This window comes from Chromatocurvus halotolerans, assembly GCF_004340525.1.
Lineage (GTDB): Bacteria > Pseudomonadota > Gammaproteobacteria > Pseudomonadales > Halieaceae > Chromatocurvus > Chromatocurvus halotolerans.
In genome coordinates, this window is sequence record NZ_SLWX01000023.1 from 1 (window position 1) to 17,307 (window position 17,307).

At 60.0% G+C, this 17,307-nt stretch carries 16 protein-coding genes; 3 read left to right on the plus strand and 13 right to left on the minus strand.

Annotated elements, in window-relative coordinates; all coding sequences use genetic code 11:
- Positions 1–136: 136 nt before the first annotated feature.
- On the minus strand, positions 137–895 hold the full coding sequence (locus EV688_RS16215) for an enoyl-CoA hydratase/isomerase family protein (protein ID WP_117319564.1): 759 nt from the start codon (positions 893–895) through the stop codon (positions 137–139).
- 97 nt (positions 896–992) lie between these two features.
- On the opposite strand from EV688_RS16215, the gene EV688_RS16220 reads away from it, so the two are divergent.
- The 3 genes from EV688_RS16220 (at position 993) to EV688_RS16230 (ending at position 3,863) form a co-directional block, all read left to right on the plus strand.
- Positions 993–1,613, plus strand: coding sequence for a DNA-3-methyladenine glycosylase I (locus tag EV688_RS16220; RefSeq protein WP_117319565.1), 621 nt, complete (start codon positions 993–995; stop codon positions 1,611–1,613).
- 88 nt (positions 1,614–1,701) lie between these two features.
- Complete coding sequence (locus EV688_RS16225) at positions 1,702–3,012, plus strand: TetR/AcrR family transcriptional regulator (protein ID WP_240624465.1); 1,311 nt, start codon at positions 1,702–1,704, stop codon at positions 3,010–3,012.
- On the plus strand, positions 3,009–3,863 hold the full coding sequence (locus tag EV688_RS16230; RefSeq protein ID WP_117319567.1) for an acyl-CoA thioesterase: 855 nt from the start codon (positions 3,009–3,011) through the stop codon (positions 3,861–3,863). Before EV688_RS16225 ends, EV688_RS16230 begins: the two co-directional genes overlap by 4 nt.
- Before the next feature lie 16 nt (positions 3,864–3,879).
- Here the strand turns inward: EV688_RS16230 and EV688_RS16235 are convergent, their stop codons facing one another.
- From EV688_RS16235 to hrcA, 12 genes are all read right to left on the minus strand, one after another.
- A complete protein-coding gene (locus tag EV688_RS16235; protein ID WP_117319568.1) occupies positions 3,880–4,437 on the minus strand; it encodes a histidine phosphatase family protein in 558 nt (185 codons plus the stop codon).
- 4 nt (positions 4,438–4,441) lie between these two features.
- On the minus strand, positions 4,442–5,149 hold the full coding sequence (locus tag EV688_RS16240) for a histidine phosphatase family protein (RefSeq protein ID WP_117319569.1): 708 nt from the start codon (positions 5,147–5,149) through the stop codon (positions 4,442–4,444).
- Entirely contained in the window at positions 5,149–6,900 is a 1,752-nt protein-coding gene (aceK, locus tag EV688_RS16245) for a bifunctional isocitrate dehydrogenase kinase/phosphatase (RefSeq protein ID WP_117319570.1), read from the minus strand. The genes EV688_RS16240 and aceK overlap by 1 nt, the downstream gene beginning before the upstream one ends.
- Before the next feature lie 29 nt (positions 6,901–6,929).
- Positions 6,930–7,721 carry an SDR family oxidoreductase gene (locus EV688_RS16250; protein WP_117319571.1) on the minus strand — a complete coding sequence of 264 codons (792 nt, stop codon included), beginning with the start codon at positions 7,719–7,721 and terminating at the stop codon, positions 6,930–6,932.
- A 34-nt stretch (positions 7,722–7,755) separates the two neighbouring features.
- Positions 7,756–8,892: an acyl-CoA dehydrogenase family protein gene (locus EV688_RS16255; protein WP_117319572.1), complete on the minus strand. Its 1,137-nt coding sequence runs from the start codon at positions 8,890–8,892 to the stop codon at positions 7,756–7,758.
- 40 nt (positions 8,893–8,932) lie between these two features.
- A complete protein-coding gene (locus tag EV688_RS16260) occupies positions 8,933–10,111 on the minus strand; it encodes an acyl-CoA dehydrogenase family protein (RefSeq protein WP_117319573.1) in 1,179 nt (392 codons plus the stop codon).
- Positions 10,112–10,387: 276 nt separating this feature from the next.
- Positions 10,388–11,260, minus strand: a complete 873-nt coding sequence (gene trxA, locus EV688_RS16265) for a thioredoxin (RefSeq protein ID WP_117319574.1) — start codon at positions 11,258–11,260, stop codon at positions 10,388–10,390.
- On the minus strand, positions 11,260–12,090 hold the full coding sequence (gene dapB / locus EV688_RS16270) for a 4-hydroxy-tetrahydrodipicolinate reductase (protein WP_276309907.1): 831 nt from the start codon (positions 12,088–12,090) through the stop codon (positions 11,260–11,262). Before dapB ends, trxA begins: the two co-directional genes overlap by 1 nt.
- Positions 12,087–13,217 (minus strand): molecular chaperone DnaJ, encoded by a 1,131-nt coding sequence (gene dnaJ / locus EV688_RS16275; RefSeq protein ID WP_117319575.1) that lies wholly within the window; start codon positions 13,215–13,217, stop codon positions 12,087–12,089. The genes dapB and dnaJ overlap by 4 nt, the downstream gene beginning before the upstream one ends.
- A gap of 114 nt (positions 13,218–13,331) precedes the next feature.
- A complete protein-coding gene (gene dnaK / locus EV688_RS16280; RefSeq protein ID WP_117319576.1) occupies positions 13,332–15,269 on the minus strand; it encodes a molecular chaperone DnaK in 1,938 nt (645 codons plus the stop codon).
- Between the two features lie 132 nt (positions 15,270–15,401).
- Positions 15,402–16,073, minus strand: a complete 672-nt coding sequence (grpE, locus tag EV688_RS16285; RefSeq protein ID WP_117319577.1) for a nucleotide exchange factor GrpE — start codon at positions 16,071–16,073, stop codon at positions 15,402–15,404.
- 147 nt (positions 16,074–16,220) lie between these two features.
- Positions 16,221–17,273, minus strand: coding sequence for a heat-inducible transcriptional repressor HrcA (hrcA, locus tag EV688_RS16290; protein ID WP_117319578.1), 1,053 nt, complete (start codon positions 17,271–17,273; stop codon positions 16,221–16,223).
- Positions 17,274–17,307 lie beyond the last annotated feature (34 nt).

The window sequence follows — 17,307 nt, forward strand, 5'->3', positions numbered from 1 at the left end:
GACCGGTCAGTGTAAAACTACGGTCGCCAGCGAGCACTGGTGTGCAAGTCGGTCACGATGCCCGGAACGGGCGGTCACGTTCGCCGGAATACGCATCACCCTGGAAATGCCAGCTGCAACACGATAGCTGCCGGAGCTAGGAGCCGCGAAACAGGGGCTGTCGCTTTTCTGCAATCGCAGCAAAGCCTTCCGCAAGGTCTGTGGACTCCGCGCACCTCTGAGATAAACGCGCGATGTGATCCTGATTTACGCCGGATTTTCCCACCTGCTGAATAATGGATTTCATCGCAGTTACCGCAAGCGGCGCTAATCCCGCAAGACGTTCTGCATAACCGGCGACGGTTTCGTCAAGCTGGGTGGGCATGACGAGATGATCCAGCAAGCCTGCCTGAAACATTTCGTCCGCGGTGAAGGTCTCGGCGGCCACCAGAACGCGCTTGGCCATAGTGACGCCCAATTTTTCTACAAAGCGTTCAATTCCCCTTGGGGGATAGCACAGTCCGATGGATGCAGCCGGCACACGCATGGTGATGCCCTCCATCCCGATACGGAAATCACAACTCAATGCCAGCTCGACACCACCACCGAAAACGTCGCCGTTCACAGCGCAAATCGTAGGGATCGACAGTGCTGCGAAGGCGTCGGTCATAGCTTGATAGTCTTCGCCACTGATCGCTCCGCTCTTCATCTCTACAAGCGACGCGCCCGCGCAGAATGTCTTGCGTCCTGCACCCGTCAGCACGAGAACCCGGGTATCGGGTTCCGCAGCGACGGTGGCTAGCGCAGCATGTATAAGCTCAAACTCCTGCCTACCCAGCGAGTTGTGTTTGTCGGGGTTATTCAGTGTCAATGTCCCGACATGCCCACGTGTTTCGTAAGAAATAGTAGTAGTCATTGGTAACCCCGCATCTTTTGCGAATATTCTGGCACAAGGCTCGGATCATCGCTACGAGCCGCGCCTGAAACAACTGTGGACAATAACAGGAGCAGGAATGCAACAGAGTCAACCGGAGGTGATACGTTGTGAATGGTGCGGCAAAGACCCGGATTACGTGCGCTACCACGATCAAGAGTGGGGATTTCCACAGCGGGATAGCCAGCGCCTTTTTGAATTCCTGATTCTGGAAGGCGCCCAGGCAGGTCTCTCCTGGATCACGATTCTGCGAAAGCGCGAGGGCTACCGAGCGGTATTCGACGATTTCAATCCGGAAAGTCTGGCTGCGTGGTCGGATAGCCAGGTCGAGAATGCCCTGCGCTCCCCACTCATCGTCAGGAACCGACTGAAGATCAACTCAGTCAGACAGAATGCGCAAGCGGTCATGGCACTTCACGCGTCGGGAACGACGCTTAGCGACTACCTCTGGCGCTTTGTCGACGATGAACCGCTGGTCAATCACTGGCGACACGTGGACGAAGTGCCGGCGCGGACTGACCTCTCCACCGGCATCAGCAAGGACATGAAGAAGCGTGGCTTCGCTTTTGTCGGGCCGACAATCATCTACGCCTTCATGCAGGCGACCGGGATGGTAAATGACCATATCACGGGCTGCTTCAGGCACCCTGACAACAGACAAGGGCCCTCGCAATCACCCATCGCAGGGCATCCGCTGTAGACAAAGCCAAAAATAATACTTAAAGTTGGAATTTCTGACCTGAGAGTTAACGCCCCCGTGGCGTGGCTTTTCTCAACCCTGGGGCTCCATGACTGACGTCAATGATCTTCCTGAAAGACGGCGAATGCCCTTCAATCGGCAGGCTCAGCACGATGCAAAGCGTATCGCCATCCTGTCCCAGGCGGCCCGGCTGTTTAACGGCAAGGGCTCCAGAGCAACCACACTACAGGATATTGCCGCGAGCCTCGGCCTGACCAAGACAAGTCTCTACTACTACGTGAAAACCAAGGAGGAGCTGATCTACCAGTGCTACATGGCAGCGCTGGACAGGCAGCATCAGTCCCTCGATGCCATTGAGCGCGCGCACACACAACCCTTCGACCGTCTGTCTGCATTTCTGATTCAACAGTTCCACAACTGGTCGGCGGCCGTTAGCGGGCATGAAAGCCATCAGGCGGCTCTTCTCGAAATCGCTTCGCTGAAGAGCCCGCACCGACAAACCGTAGAGGGGAGATACGTAGCGCTGTTCAAGCGACTCAGGGGGTTTGTACACGAAGGCATGTCCGACGGTTCTCTGCGGCAGTGCGATGCCACATCGACAACCCGTGCCATTCTTGGATCGGTAGACTGGGTTTTTCACTGGCTGCATGATGTGCCTGCGGATCAGGTCGGCGTTATCGCACAGCAGGCCATTGAAATCATCGGGCACGGCCTTTATGCCGGCGATCATGACTACACTCACGTACACGGTATCGCCCCGATCGACGCCGATCTGCCGGTCCCCGGTTTCAACCGCGACGAGCAGAACCGGCTCAAGCAGGAGGCCTTTTACAAGGCGGGCACCTGGTTCTTCAACCGAAAGGGGTTCAATGGGGCGTCGCTCGATGAAATCGCGGACTATCTGAACGTCTCCAAGGGCGCTTTTTATTATCACATACGCAACAAGGAAGACCTGCTTTACCAATGCTATAACTACTCGCTGGACATCCTCGCACATGTTTACGACCGGGCCGAAGCGGGCGACGGCTCAGGGATGCAGAAAATAGAGCAGACGAGCCGCCAGATCTTTTACATTCAGAACTCCAATCTTGGTCCGCTGATTCGCTACAACACGATTACGGCGCTGCCGAAGGAACGGCGGAAACGCATTCTGGCGAGAACGGATGCCATCAACGATCGCTTTGTCGAGTTTATCCATCTGGGTATGGAGGATGGCAGTATTCGGCGCATCAACCCCATGGTTGCCCGCAACCTTCTCGCAGGTGCCATCAACGCGTCGATGGAAATAACGCTTTGGCGGCGTGTCGACGACGTTGATCGTGCAGCACTGGATTACTTCGATGTCTTCTACAACGGCATTCTCAATCGCACAGACAGCAGGATGGAAATCCGACAATGAGTTATCCCGATATGGACCAGTTGCTCCGGTATTTGCAGGTTGAGCGCATTGACCGTTATCTGTTTACCGGCAGCAGCCCACATCGACCCAGTCGCATCTTTGGCGGGCAGGTGCTGGCCCAGTCGCTCAACGCCGCGATACGCTCGGTAGACGGCGACCGCATTGCCCACTCAATGCATGCCTATTTTCTGCGCCCTGGAAACCCGGAGAAACAGATTGTCTTCGAGGTGGACCCGATACGGGATGGCCGCAGCTTTGCCACCCGCCGCGTTGTTGCAAAACAGGATGGCGTACCCATCTTCAACACCTCAGTATCGTTTCAGTTTGATGCTCCGGGCCTTGAGCACCAGGCATCGATGCCGGACGCTCCGGCGCCGGAAACGCTGCAAACAGACGAAGAATTCTGGGAAGAACTGAGAAAGAAGGATCCGGAGCGCTACGGCTCCCCACTGGCGCCGGCTATTGAGAGACGGGTCGTGACGCGGCGTGACTATCGAAACCCGACCCCCGTGGAGCCGCGTCAAATGGCGTGGTTCCGCGCATTGTCCTCCATTGAGGAAAACCCGGCTCTGCATCAGGTCATTCTCGCCTTCATGTCGGATTTTGCGCTGCTTGGCGCGGCTCTGCTACCGCATCCCTATACTGTACACAGCGAGGGCATGCAGGTCGCCAGTCTGGATCATGCGATCTGGTTTCATCGACCCGCCCGCACCGACAACCACCTGCTTTACGCGCTTGACAGTCCAAACGCCAGTGGCAGCCGCGGCTTCAGTCGAGGGCAATTTTTCACACGTGAGGGACTGCTGGTCGCGTCGACGGCCCAGGAATCGCTGATTCGACTGCGCAGTTAACCCGGAACGCGCTTCACTAATTGACCACTGTTTCCATGGCGCGTCCGAGAGCCCGCAGGGTAAGCTGGCCATCGGCCAGCTGAATCTCGGTGACGGAGGCGTTATCGGGCCAGAATGACAGCGTGCGCTCCGACCCCTGGCTATGACCCACCACGGCATTGATCACCAGGAAATGGGTGAAGATCACGCTGGGCGTTGATGTGGCATGCAGCGCCTCAAGAAGCCGCTGTCGCCAGTTCAGAAGGCTGTCTGGCTGGCCTGTCCACGCCTCCCGCATGAATCCGCGCAGCCAGTCACGCCTCTCACTCAAGGGCACCGGCGCGGGAATTTCCCGGAATGACTCGGAAACAGAGACATCAACGCCCATGCGTCGCGCTAGCGGTTCAGCCGTTTGCAGGGCACGCGCCAGCGGACTGCTGAACAGCGCTGTACCCGGGCCCAGCCTTGGCGCCAGCTCGCGCGCGCAATCGTCAGCCTGCCTATGGCCAAGCTTACTGAGGCCGGGGTCTGCAGACTGACCCCAGTGCGCTTCCGCTTCACCGTGGCGCACCAGATAGAGAGGAATCGAGGACATCGGATTAACGGTAGGTCACCAGCGATTCACCGTTCTGTTGTCCGAGAAGCCGGAGAAACGAGCAGTCATTGAAGTATGACAACGAAACACGGTCGCCACTGTAAAACAGCTGTGTGACGGAGCAGTTGAATACCGGCTCGTAAAACTGGTAGATATCGGCATCCGCGGCTCCCAGAACGTGGGCCACCAGTGTCGCAATGGTACCGCCGGAGGTAAAAACGGCAATGGTCCTGCCGCTGCCCTGGGTCAGCATGATGTCGCGCAGGGCGGCCCGGACCGCGCCACCGTAGTCCTGCCAGCTCTGTATCCCCGCGGCATCACATTGCGGTGATACCCAGTGGTTGAATACCGCCGCAATGACTTTCTGGTAATCCTTGCTGGACGACAGTCCCCGGTCTACCACGGCCCGCAGCGCCGGATCACCGTCCAGCAGACGTGGCAGCAACTCGCGGATCTGCTCGTCATTACGTACCTCGTCAAGGCGGGCATCAACCTCCAGCGGAACAGCAGCCGGCTGGAACGCAAGCGCGAGCTCTGCGGTGTCACGTTGCCGCCGCAGTTGGCCGCAGTAGGCGGCGTCCAGCCGGACACCGACATCCCTCAGATATTCACCCAGTCGCGTGGCCTGCAGCCGACCGGTATCTGACAGGTTGTCGTAGTCGTCTGCGCCGAAAGACGCCTGACCATGGCGAATGACGTAGATTGTCGCCATCAGCCGGTCTGCCTCAATGCCGCAGGCTCACGGGGAAAGCTCAGGCGGCGGCGATACGGATAGAACGACGCCACAAAACCACCGCGGATTTTCTCCTGCAGATCCTGCCAGAAAGAGGCCTGGTAAATATCGCTGTGCCGACTGTCGAAAGCCTCTCTGGCACGGCGGTTGCCCGAGAAGAACAGGCGAAACTCCTCGGGGAAAATATCGTTCGGCGCAACGGAGTACCAGGGCTGACTGGCCATCTCCTCAGCCTCGTTGCGTGGCTTGGGGATTTCGCGGAAATTGCACTCTGTGAGTGGGACAATCTCGTCGTAATCATAGAACACCACCCGCCCATGGCGGGTCACACCAAAATTCTTCAGCAGCATGTCGCCCGGGAAGATATTCGCCGAAGCGAGTTGCTTGATGGCGTTGCCATACTCATCCATGACGTCTTCCACCTGATCGTCGGTAGCATCCTGCAGATACAGATTGAGCGGCGTCATGCGCCGCTCCACATACACGTGCTTGATGATGAGCGCGCGGCCCCGCTCTTCAATCAACGATGGCGCCACCTTGTACAGCTCCTCCATGAGCTCGTCGGAAAAGCGATCGCGGGCGAAAGCGAGATTGCTGAACTCCTGGGTGTCCGCCATGCGCCCGGCGCGGTCCCAGCGCTTTACCAGCCGATACTTCTCCTTGACCTGCTCGCGCGTCATTTCCTTCGGAGGCGTGAAGCGATCCTTGATGATCTTGAACACGAAGTCGTACGAGGGCAGCGTAAACACACTCATGACCATGCCCTTGATACCCGGCGCGATGATGAACTGATCGCTGGTCATTTCCATATGCCGCCGCGCACAGCGGTGATAGTAGGTTTTGCCGTGCTTGTTGTAGCCCATCGCACTGTAGATTTCCGAAATGGGCTTGGCCGGCATGAGTTGCTGCAGGAAAATCACGTACTGGGACGGAATGGAGGCATCAACCATGAAGTAGGTGCGGGTAAAGCTGAACACCACACTGACCCGGTCGGCGCCGAACAGGACGGTATCCACATAGACAGCGCCCGCCTCATTGTGCAGGACCGGGAGGACGAAGGGCATACGATGCTCACCGGCGCAGATGCGTCCGACAATATAGGCGCCCTTATTGCGAAAGAAGTGATGCTCCAACACTTCCATGTGCACCGCATTGCCCGACAGATCCATACGTGGCGGCACCAGCAACGTTCTTACCGCGTCGACAATATGGGCGACATCGCGCGCCTTGTCCTCGTAGGGTATCGCAAAGGCATAGTCATCCAGCAGGCGATCGAAAGCCGCCCGGAAGTCACACTCTGGCGTTACGTGATAGCTGCGAAGCACCTTGCTGACGTCAGAGGTCGGCATGTCGGCCTGAGGCGAGAAAACAAACGCAAATTCCTCGCGTATCTGCTCGTGGTCAAACACCGCGCAATACACCGAATTGAAAAATGTCTCGGCAATCTCGAAGTTGTTATGGCCCCGTACCAGGTCTGCGTAAACGCGTTTGGCATCGCGCCAGAAGTCCGGGTTCGTCAGCTGGTCGCCCGCCACCAGACGGACAAAGACAAGGACTTTCCGGACTTTTTCCTTGTACAGGTCGATCCGCTCGGTAGAGGTTCGCTGAACACCGAGCCAGTCGGCATTCTCGAAGCGGGTGCGCGCTGCCAGCGTGATGTTCTGGAAATCGGCAAAATACGATTCAAAGCCGTTGAGGATAATACGGGCAAAACGTTCACGGCGTTCCACGGCAGCCTCTGAGAGTAGTGGCACAGGGCTCAGAGTGTAGGGTTACCGTACTTGCGACGCAATTTTCGCATACCGCCGAGCCAGCGGTCATAATTGTCCGTCTTGAGTTGCCGGTAGTCGGCGACTTCCCTATGCGGCAGAATGAGGAACTGCTCTGCGGCGAGCCCTTCGATAACCGCGTCAGCCACCTGCTGTGCCGTCAGCACGCCATCCACCCCAGCGGTGCCGCCATTTTCCACAGAGCCGATCATTCGCGTCGCCACGGCCTGCGGGCACAGACAGGACACCTTGATACCGTCGTCGCCGTGAGTGATCGCGAGCGCTTCGGCAAAACCCACGGCCGCATGTTTTGTGGTGGAATAGGCCGCGTCACCAATCTGGTTGAGAAGCCCGGCCGCAGACGCCGTATTGAGAAAGTACCCCTCACCCCGCGCCATCATGCCCGGCAGACAGGCACGCGCCGCGTAGACGTGCGCCATGACATGAATTTCCCACATGGCCTGCCAGGTGGCGTTGGCGGCGGAGGTCACGTGCCAGGGCTCTCCATCGCCGGCAATGATGCCAGCGTTACTGCAGAACAGGTCGATGCCGCCAAACCTGCCCTCAACCTCGGCAACCATACCGTCGATCTGGGCTTCATCACGGACATCCAGCGCGTAGGCGACGCCGGAAATACTGTCGGCGACGCCTTGTGCCGCATCCTGCTCAAGATCGGCGACAACCACGGTCCTCGCACCCTCGGCGTGAAAACGCTCACACAAGGCCTTGCCAATGCCGTTACCGCCACCGGTGACAACAACCACTCTGTCCCTGACCTGCATTCCTTACCTCCCCGTCACCAGACCATCCCGCGCGTCAGGCAAAGCTCAAGGCGTTGAACTGGGCCTGGTGGTGATCACCATCGCCAAAGGTCGCGTTGATCATCATCAGGCGCTTGGCGTAATGGGCGATATCCATCTCGTCTGTCAGGCCCATGCCGCCATGGAGCTGTATGGCCTCCGAGTGCACATGTCGCCCTGCGCGGTCGAGCATCACCTTGAGCGCGTGTATGTCGCGCGCCGGATCCTCGTCTTCTTTTTCCAGCGTACATACCGCACGATAAAGAAGCGACTTGGTCTGCTCGTAAGACATGAAGGTGTCGACCATGCGGTGCTGCAGGGCCTGAAAACTGCCGATGGGCACACCGAACTGCTCGCGCTGCTTGGTGTACTCGAGCGTTTTCGTGTTGAGCTGCCCCATGATACCCAGTCCTTCGGCGGCGAGAGCCACACAGGCTTCCAGAACAACCCATGACATCACGGGATAAGCCTTGTCCTTCTCACCAAGCAGCGCGTCTGCGGGCAGCCGCACGTCCTTGAACACCAGATTCGCAGCGCGCTGGCCATCCATCAGGGCATAGGACATCCTGTCGATGCCCGCGGCGCCGGCGTCGAGGATGAACAGGCTGATACCGTCCTCGTCACACTGCTCGCCACCGGTGCGCGCAGCGACAATCAACGTATCGGCATTGGCACCGTTATAAACCACGACTTTCTCGCCGTTGAGGACAAAGCCATCGCCATCGGGCGTCGCCGTGGTCTTGACGTCGGCGAGTTCGTAACGACTCTGCCGCTCGGTAAACGCGAAGGCACCCAGGCAATTGCCTTCCACAATCCGGGGAATGTATGTCGCCTGCTGCTCGGTACTGCCCGCACGCTGCAGCAGACCGCCGAACAGAATAACGGTGGCGAAGTAGGGCTCGAGAACCATGCCCTTGCCAAACTCCTCCATCATGACCATGACGTCCACCGGACCGCCACCAAAGCCGCCGTGCTCTTCGGCAAACGGCACGGACAACCAGCCGAGTTCGGCAAAGGTCTGCCAGTGCTCGGCGCTCATGCCGGTGTCGCTTGCTGCAATCTTGCGGCGGGCGTCGAAGCTGTAGTCGTCCTGAATGAATCGCGCGACACTATCGCGCAACATCACCTGTTCTTCTGAAAAATCAAAGTTCATGGTTTACCTCACAAAAACCTGGCGTTGCCGATTGCCGCATTCACAGCCCGAGTACAGCCTTCGCAATAATGTTCTTCTGGACCTCGTTGGAGCCGCCATAAATCGTGGCCGCACGGCCGTACATGTACGCCTGGCGTGCTGAGCTGCCAAACTCGTGTCCCAGCGCCTGCGGGTCGAGATCCGTGGGCAGGACACCCTGGTAATACCCCGCCAGATCCATGCGCAGGCCCTGAATCGCCTGCTGGATCTCCGTACCCTTGATCTTCAGCAGTGACGATTCCGCGCCCGGCGCACCGCCCGCGGCCACGGAGGCCAGCACGCGCAGATCGGTGTACTCCAGTGCCATCAGCTCTATTTCGATATCCGACAGCCGCTTCTGGAACAGCGGATCATCTATCTTGCGCTTGCCGGCGTTGACTTCCTGCTCGGCAAAGCGTCGCAGTTCGGCGAGCGCCCGGCGGGAATCGGCGACGCCGGCAATTGACGTGCGCTCATGGGCGAGCAGCGCCTTGGCGTAGGTCCAGCCCTTGTCCTGCTCGCCGATCAGGTTGGCGACCGGAACCCGGACATTGTTGAACTCTACCTCGTTGAGGCTGTGGTGGTTGTCGATGGTGGTAATTGGATTGACCTTGACGCCTTCAGACGCCATATCGATCAGCAGAAAACTGATTCCCTGCTGTTTCTTGCCCTCGTTGCTGGTGCGCACGAGGCAAAAAATCCAGTCGGAATGCTGGGCGTAGGTCGTCCAGATTTTTGCACCGTTAACCACGTAGGCGTCGCCGTCGAGATCTGCGCGCGTTTTCAGGGCAGCGAGGTCAGAGCCTGCACCAGGCTCGGAATAACCCTGGCACCACCAGTCTTCGCTGCGCAGGATTCGCGGCAGGAAGCGCGCCTTCTGCTCGTCATTGCCAAAGGTATAGATCACCGGACCGACCATCTTCAGACCGAATGGAATAACGTCGCGGACACCGGCCGCAGCACGTTCGGTTTCGTAGATGAAGTTCTGGGTCGGGGTCCACTCCGCGCCACCGTATTCCTTCGGCCAGCCGGGCGCTATCCATCCCTTGTCGTAAAGCCTGCGCTGCCAGTCGATGATGGCCTCGCGATACTCGGTGGGGTGCTGCAGGCGGGCGCGCAGCTCGTCGTCGTAGGCATCGGCGAAAAAGGCACGCACTTCATCGCGAAACGCCATGTCTTCGGGGGCAAAACTGGTATCCACAGCGTGGTCTCCTGTCCTTGCGGTTTGAATTTGACCCTGGGGTATGTTTTTCCTAGGCTCAGTACTGTAGCCATTTGAGCTGCGTAAAACAAGCGCCCGCCGGCCAGGTTGGACCGTTCGCATGGCAACGCAAGACCATCGGTAGAAGCCAGCGAAATCCGGGGCGGGGGGATGACTGTCGGGAGCGGGAATTGCTGGCATGGCGAGCCTTGGTTGAAGCGACCGCCCCATAGGCCAGGGCAGTCGCGACTCGCATGACGCTAATCTCGAATGGAACTAGTAGAGAAGGCTGTAGAGCTTGCGCTGGTATTCCGCGGCCAATGGGTCGCCCTTGCCGAGGGAGGCAATGGTGTCCAGCAACGCCTTGCGCGTGCTGCCATTGCCGTGGTCGAGTTCACGTTGCAGGATGGTGAACAGATTCTCGAGCCCTTCGCGGTACTGTCCGGCCGCCGTGTAGTGCAGTGCCAGCTGGACACGCAGGTCGAGATTGTCGGGGTCTGAGGCCAGCTGCTCTTCCAGGGCCGCCATTTCCGGCGACTTCGCCGTTTCACGGCGTATCTCCAGCTGCGCTCGGCACTGCTCGTAGGCAGCGTCCTGATCGACCATCCTGACCGCATCGAGCACCGCCTGGGCTTCGTCCAGACGCATGCCCTCGATCAGCGCCAGTGCATAAGCCATGGCGACCTCATGCTTGCGCCCGGATTCCTCGTACGCTGGCCGCAGCGTGGCAATGGCCTCACTCGCCTGTCCCGCGTCCAGATGCTCCGCCGCCTTGCGCAGCACACCTTCCCAGGGCGATGGCAGGTATTTCTGCAGCATGTCGCGCACCGCTGCCTCGGGCTGCGCGCCGGCAAAGCCATCAACCGGCTGCCCGCCCTGCATAACCATTACCGTGGGCAGGCTTCGCACGCCAAACTGCTGCGCAATCATCTGCTGGGTGTCCGCATTGACCCTGGCCAGAACAAAGGCCCCCTGGTACTCATTGGCCAGCTTTTCGAGTATCGGCATGAGCATCTTGCACGGCTCGCACCAGTCTGCCCAGAAATCGATAACGATCGGGCGCACCTGGGACTCCTCAATGAGCCATCGCGCAGCATTGCTTTCGTCGATGTCGACGATGTATTCCGGTTGATTGCCTGCCAGTTCCATCACGCCCTTTCCTCCGAGCTACGCAAATCGAGTACGTCCTGCATATCGTAAAGTCCACTGGGGCGACCCGCCAGCCAGCGGGCAGCGCGGACCGCCCCGCTCGCAAACGCCATGCGACTGCTGGCCTTATGCGAGATTTCTATGCGTTCGCCATCGGCGGCGAAAAGCACCGTATGATCACCGACAATATCGCCACCGCGAATGGTCGAGAACCCGATCTCGCGTCGCTCGCGCGCCCCGGTCTGGCCCTGCCTGTGGTAAACGGCGTCTGTTTTCAGGGATCTGCCCAGAGCCTCCGCCACTACCTGCCCCATGCTCAGCGCCGTGCCCGAGGGTGCATCCACCTTGTGTCGGTGGTGTGCCTCGATAATCTCGATATCCACGCTGTCGCCCAGGGCGCGGGCCGCGTCTGCGAGCAGCTTGAAACACAGATTGACGCCGGTGCTGAAGTTGGATGACTGGCACACCGCTGTTCGATCTGCGGCAGTCTCGATACGGCGCAGTGCATCAGCGCTGAAACCTGTCGTGCCGAGCACCAGCCCCACACCGCGCTCAGCGCAGGCCTGAAGATGAACCAGGCTGGCCTCGATAGTGGTGAAATCGATCAGGACATCACAGCCCTCGAGCGCCGCATCGACATTATCCACGATGGCGACACCCAGACGGCCGGTACCCGCGACGTCGCCGGCATCGGCGCCCAGCCACTCGCTGCCCTCACGCTCCAGCGCAGCAGCCAGCACAACACCATCGCCTGCCTGCTGCAGCGCCTCAATGAGCGTGCGCCCCATGCGGCCACCGGCACCGGCTATGCCAAGCCGCAGGGCCGTCAAGACTTCATCTCGTCAAAGAACTTCTTGACGCCTTCAAACCAGCTGTTCTGCCGCGGCGACTGGGAATGACCGCCCTGCCCAAGGCTTTCCTGGAATTCGCGCAGCAACTCCTTCTGCTGTTTGTTCAGGTTGACCGGCGTCTCCACGACGGCACGACACAGGAGGTCGCCAACGCCACCCCCACGCACGGGGTGGACGCCCTTGCCACGCAGGCGGAACAGTTTGCCGGTCTGCGTTTCCGGCGGAATTTTCAGTTTGACGCGGCCGTCCAGCGTCGGTACCTCGAGTTCGCCACCCAGCGCCGCGTCCACAAAGGTGATGGGTACCTCACAGTAGAGATTCCTGCCGTCGCGCTCGAAAATCGGGTGCGCCTTGACCGACATCTGTACGAACAGATCGCCGGCGGGTCCACCGTCGGGGCCAGCCTCACCCTCACCGGAAAGCCGAATGCGATCACCGGTGTCGACACCCGGCGGCACCTTGACCGAGAGCGTCTTGGTTTTCTCCACGCGACCCTGGCCGCGACAGGAAGAGCAGGGATCGGAAATCATGGTGCCGCGACCACGACAGGTCGGGCAGGTCTGCTGTACCTGAAAAAGTCCCTGCTGCATGCGCACCTGCCCGATACCGCCACAGGTGCCGCAGGTGGTGGGTGAGCTGCCCTTTTTCGCGCCGGAGCCGTTGCAGGTGCCGCAGGGGGCAAGGGTCGGTACACGGATCTCCACCGTGGTGCCACGAACCGCGTCCTCGAGGGAAATATCCAGCGTGTAACGCAGGTCGGAACCACGCTGGGGGCCGGCGCGCCCACCGCGCCCCCCGCCAAAGATATCGCCGAACACGTCGCCAAAGATATCGCTGAAGTTGCCGCCACCAAAGCCGCCTGCACCACCGCCCATGGAAGGATCCACGCCGGCATGACCAAACTGGTCATAGGCCTGGCGCTTGTCCCGGTCCATCAGGATATCGTAGGCCTCTGTGGCCTCCTTGAATTTGTGGTCGGCGTCGGGATCGTCCGGGTTGCGATCCGGATGATATTTCATCGCTACCCGCCGATAGGCTTTCTTGATGTCCTTTTCATCGGCGCCCTTGCTGACGCCAAGTGTCTCGTAATAATCGCGTTTTGCCATGTGTCGCCCCGGATGAAACCGTCCCTGCTGAAACGACTACGCGGGCACCTGCGTCCCGCGTGTCGATACTCCCCATGTACGCCGCGGCCCGCAGGTCGACGGCGGAGAGAAAACTTACTTCTTGTTGTCGTCGACTTCCTCGAACTCAGCGTCTACCGCCTCATCACCCGACGTTTCACCACCTGCCTGGGCTCCGTCGCCGCCGGCCTGCTGGGCGCCTTCCGCCGCGGAGGCCTGCGCGGCATACATCTTCTGGGCCACCGGCCCGGTCGCCTCCGTCAGTTTGGTGGCGGCCGCCTCGATAGCCTCCTTGTCTTCACCTTTGAGCGCCTCTTCGGCCTCGCTGATGGCAGACTCGATCGCCGACTTCTCGTCGTCCGAGGCGTGATCACCGCCCTCTTCCAGGGTCTTGCGCGCTGCATTCACCAGACCTTCGGTGGTGTTGCGTGCGGTAATCAGCGCTTCAAAACGCGCATCCGCCTCGGCGTTCGCCTCCGCATCTGCCACCATCTTGTCGATCTCTTCATCCGAGAGACCGCCGGAGGCCGTGATGCGGATAGACTGTTCCTTGCCGGTCGCCTTGTCCTTGGCCGACACATTCAGGATACCGTTGGCATCGAGGTCGAAGGTCACTTCAATCTGCGGCATGCCACGGGACGCCGGCGGGATATCCGCCAGATCGAAACGGCCAAGCGACTTGTTCTGCGACGCCTGCTTGCGCTCGCCCTGCACCACGTGGATGGTTACCGCCGTCTGATTGTCTTCCGCAGTTGAGAACACCTGCGACTTCTTGGTCGGAATCGTGGTGTTCTTCTCGATCAGTGGCGTAGCGACACCGCCCATGGTCTCGATACCCAGCGTCAGCGGCGTGACATCCAGCAGCAGGACGTCCTTGACGTCGCCGGAGAGAACCGCGCCCTGCAGGGCGGCACCCACGGCAACCGCCTCATCGGGGTTGACGTCCTTGCGCGGCTCCTTGCCAAAGTAGTCCGCGACTTTCTTCTGCACCATCGGCATGCGTGTCTGGCCACCGACCAGGATCACCTCGTCGATTTCGCTAGGGCTAAGACCCGCATCCTTGAGCGCCATCTTCACCGGCTCCATAGAGCGCGTGACCAGCTCTTCCACCAGCGACTCCAGCTTGGAGCGCGACAGCTTCACTACCAGGTGCTTGGGGCCGGAGGCATCTGCCGTAATGTAGGGCAGATTGACTTCGGTCTGCTGCGAACTGGACAGCTCGATCTTCGCTTTCTCGGCGGCCTCCTTCAGACGCTGCAGGGCCAGCGGGTCATTGTGAAGGTCGATGCCGCTGTCCTTCTTGAACTGCTCGGCCAGGTAGTCGATCAGACGCAGGTCAAAATCCTCGCCTCCGAGGAAAGTGTCACCGTTGGTGGAGAGCACCTCAAACTGATGCTCGCCATCGACTTCGGCAATCTCGATGATGGAAATATCGAAGGTGCCGCCACCGAGGTCGTAGACGGCAATCGTGCGGTCGCCTTTCGCCTTGTCCATGCCGTAGGCCAGCGCGGCTGCCGTCGGCTCGTTGATGATGCGCTTGACCTCAAGGCCGGCAATTCTGCCTGCATCCTTGGTCGCCTGGCGCTGGGAATCGTTGAAATAGGCAGGCACGGTGATCACGGCTTCAGTGACCGTCTCACCGAGGAACTCCTCGGCCGTGCGCTTCATTTTGCGCAGCACCTCGGCAGATACCTGTGGGGGTGCCATCTTCTCGCCCTTCGCTTCTACCCAGGCATCGCCGTTGTCGGCTTCGGTGATCTTGTACGGCACCATCTTGATGTCTTTCTGAACGACATCGTCCTTGAACTTGCGGCCGATCAGGCGCTTGACGGCGTACAGCGTGTTCTGCGGATTGGTTACCGCCTGACGCTTCGCGCTCTGTCCGACGAGAATCTCGCCGTCCTGGGTGTACGCCACGATTGATGGCGTGGTGCGATCACCCTCGGAATTCTCAATGACGCGGGGTTTGTCTCCATCGAGCACGGCCACACAGGAGTTGGTCGTGCCGAGGTCAATACCGATAATCTTACCCATGATTCTTCTCCTCAAAAGGCCACCTGAGGCGGCCTGTCTCTGCATTCACTGTTTGCTTATATTGGCCCGTTTGCGATCAATTCAAGGGCATTTGGCGTCTTTTTTGCTTCACGAGCGACGCTCACTGCGGACTCAGGCGTGCTCGTCGATGCTGCCTGACGCTCCCGGAGCTCCCGGAGCCTGCTTACTGACCATGACCATGGCCGGCCGCACCAGACGCCCGTTCAGGGTGTAACCCTTCTGCATGACTGCGATCACGGTATTCGGCTCGACGTCGGGGTTTTCCACCTGGCTCATGGCCTGGTGCAGCTGGGGATCAAAGGGTTCGCCCTGAGGATCGACCGCTTCGATGTGGTATTTCTGCAGCGCGTTCTGAAAGCTCTTCAGCGTGAGCTCAACGCCTTCAGCAATCGGCTTGACCACCTCCTCATCGCCACTTGCCGACTCCAGCGCACGCTCGAGATTGTCGACCACCGGCAGCAGTTCTCCGGCAAAGCGCTCGAGCGCGTACTTGCGCGCCCTTTCCACATCCTGCTCGGCACGTCGCTTGGCATTCTGTGCTTCCGCCTGCGCACGCAGTGCGCTGTCCCTGGCCTGCTCGAGTTCTTCCTGCAGGCGGGCAATTTCGTCTTCCGGCGAGGGATCGTCCGCATCGGAGGAGCCCGCCTCCGAGCCCTCCTGCTCCCGTGCTGCTGCAGCCTGTGTGTCTTCGGCTCTGGCCTCCGGCTGCTGTTCTGCCGCCTGCGCCTCGTCGGCGCGGGGCTGCTCCTCTGGTTTTCCTGACTGTTGCTCTTTGTCGGACACGAGGCTACTCCGTTCTATTGGCTCTGAAAATCGGTTCGCGTTGCAGGCCGGGCACGTCGCGTCGAACGCGACAACGCCGGCGTTGTTTCACAGATAGGAGTGACTTGGGGGCTGCGCCGCCCTTTTCAAGGGCTGCGCCTTCCCGGGTCAGGTTCGATTCGGACCTGACCCCGCCGACAGGGCAGAACTCAGCATGCGCGAGGTGACGTCGACAATGGGAATCACGCGCTCATAGGCCATGCGCGTCGGCCCGATGACACCGAGAACGCCCAGCGGCCGACGGCCGTCGCCATAGGGCGCGGTGATGACGCTGAAGTCACCGAACACGTCATGACCCGCTTCGTCACCAATGAAGATGCGTACGCCATCGGCGCGCGTGCAGCGCTCCAGCAGATGCAGAAGGTCCTTCTTGCGCTCGAAGATGTCGAACAGCTCCCGGAGCTTGTCGACATCCTCGGCGGTAGCGCTGTCCAGCAGGCGTAAGCCGCCGGCCAGCATGTAGTCGTCGCCGCCCTCTTCCTGGTGCAGTGCCTGACTGGCGAGGTCCAGCGTGGCGCTGAGATAGTCATCGATGCGGCTTCGCGCCTCGCGCATTTCGTCGAGAATGCGGCTCTTCACCGTGTCCAGCGCCTGACCGGCGTAGCGCTGATTCACGAGGCGCGCGGCCTCGCGCAGTTCTTCCTCGGTAAAGGTACGCTTGGTGTGGATGATGCGGTTCTGCACTTCGCGCTGATTGATCACGAGAATGACCAGTACGCGGTTATCCGACAGCGGCAGAAACTCGACCTGCCGCAGCTGCGGCGCATCCTGACGCGGCACAGTAACAATACCCGCCTGGTGGGTAATGGCCGACAGCAGCTGCGAAGCCGACTGCACCAGATCGGTTGTGGTCTTGTCCGGATTCAACTCCTGCCTCACCGCCGCGACCGCGGCCTCATCCACTTCCTGAACCTGCAGCAGACTGTCGACGAACAACCGGTAGCCGAGCGCCGTGGGAATGCGGCCGGACGAGGTGTGGGGCGAGTGCAGAAAACCGCGCTCTTCCAGATCGGACAGCACATTGCGGATCGTTGCCGCGCTCACCGCGAGACCGGCCTCTTCCTGCAGCGTGCGCGAACCTACCGGCTGTCCATCGCGTATGTGACGCTCCACCAGAACCTTGAGCAGGGTGCGCGCCCGGTCGGGAATTGTTTCCTGCACAGAACACCTCAGCAACGTCGGAAGCTGTCTTGTA

What these genes read in the sequence shown, in the direction of transcription:
- EV688_RS16215 (WP_117319564.1), bottom strand. Translation starts at nt 895, where the DNA reads ATGACTACTACTATTTCTTACGAAACACGTGGGCATGTCGGGACATTG.
- EV688_RS16220 (WP_117319565.1), top strand. Translation starts at nt 993, where the DNA reads ATGCAACAGAGTCAACCGGAGGTGATACGTTGTGAATGGTGCGGCAAA.
- EV688_RS16225 (WP_240624465.1), top strand. Translation starts at nt 1,702, where the DNA reads ATGACTGACGTCAATGATCTTCCTGAAAGACGGCGAATGCCCTTCAAT.
- EV688_RS16230 (WP_117319567.1), top strand. Translation starts at nt 3,009, where the DNA reads ATGAGTTATCCCGATATGGACCAGTTGCTCCGGTATTTGCAGGTTGAG.
- EV688_RS16235 (WP_117319568.1), bottom strand. Translation starts at nt 4,437, where the DNA reads ATGTCCTCGATTCCTCTCTATCTGGTGCGCCACGGTGAAGCGGAAGCG.
- EV688_RS16240 (WP_117319569.1), bottom strand. Translation starts at nt 5,149, where the DNA reads ATGGCGACAATCTACGTCATTCGCCATGGTCAGGCGTCTTTCGGCGCA.
- EV688_RS16250 (WP_117319571.1), bottom strand. Translation starts at nt 7,721, where the DNA reads ATGCAGGTCAGGGACAGAGTGGTTGTTGTCACCGGTGGCGGTAACGGC.
- EV688_RS16255 (WP_117319572.1), bottom strand. Translation starts at nt 8,892, where the DNA reads ATGAACTTTGATTTTTCAGAAGAACAGGTGATGTTGCGCGATAGTGTC.
- trxA (WP_117319574.1), bottom strand. Translation starts at nt 11,260, where the DNA reads ATGGAACTGGCAGGCAATCAACCGGAATACATCGTCGACATCGACGAA.
- dnaJ (WP_117319575.1), bottom strand. Translation starts at nt 13,217, where the DNA reads ATGGCAAAACGCGATTATTACGAGACACTTGGCGTCAGCAAGGGCGCC.
- dnaK (WP_117319576.1), bottom strand. Translation starts at nt 15,269, where the DNA reads ATGGGTAAGATTATCGGTATTGACCTCGGCACGACCAACTCCTGTGTG.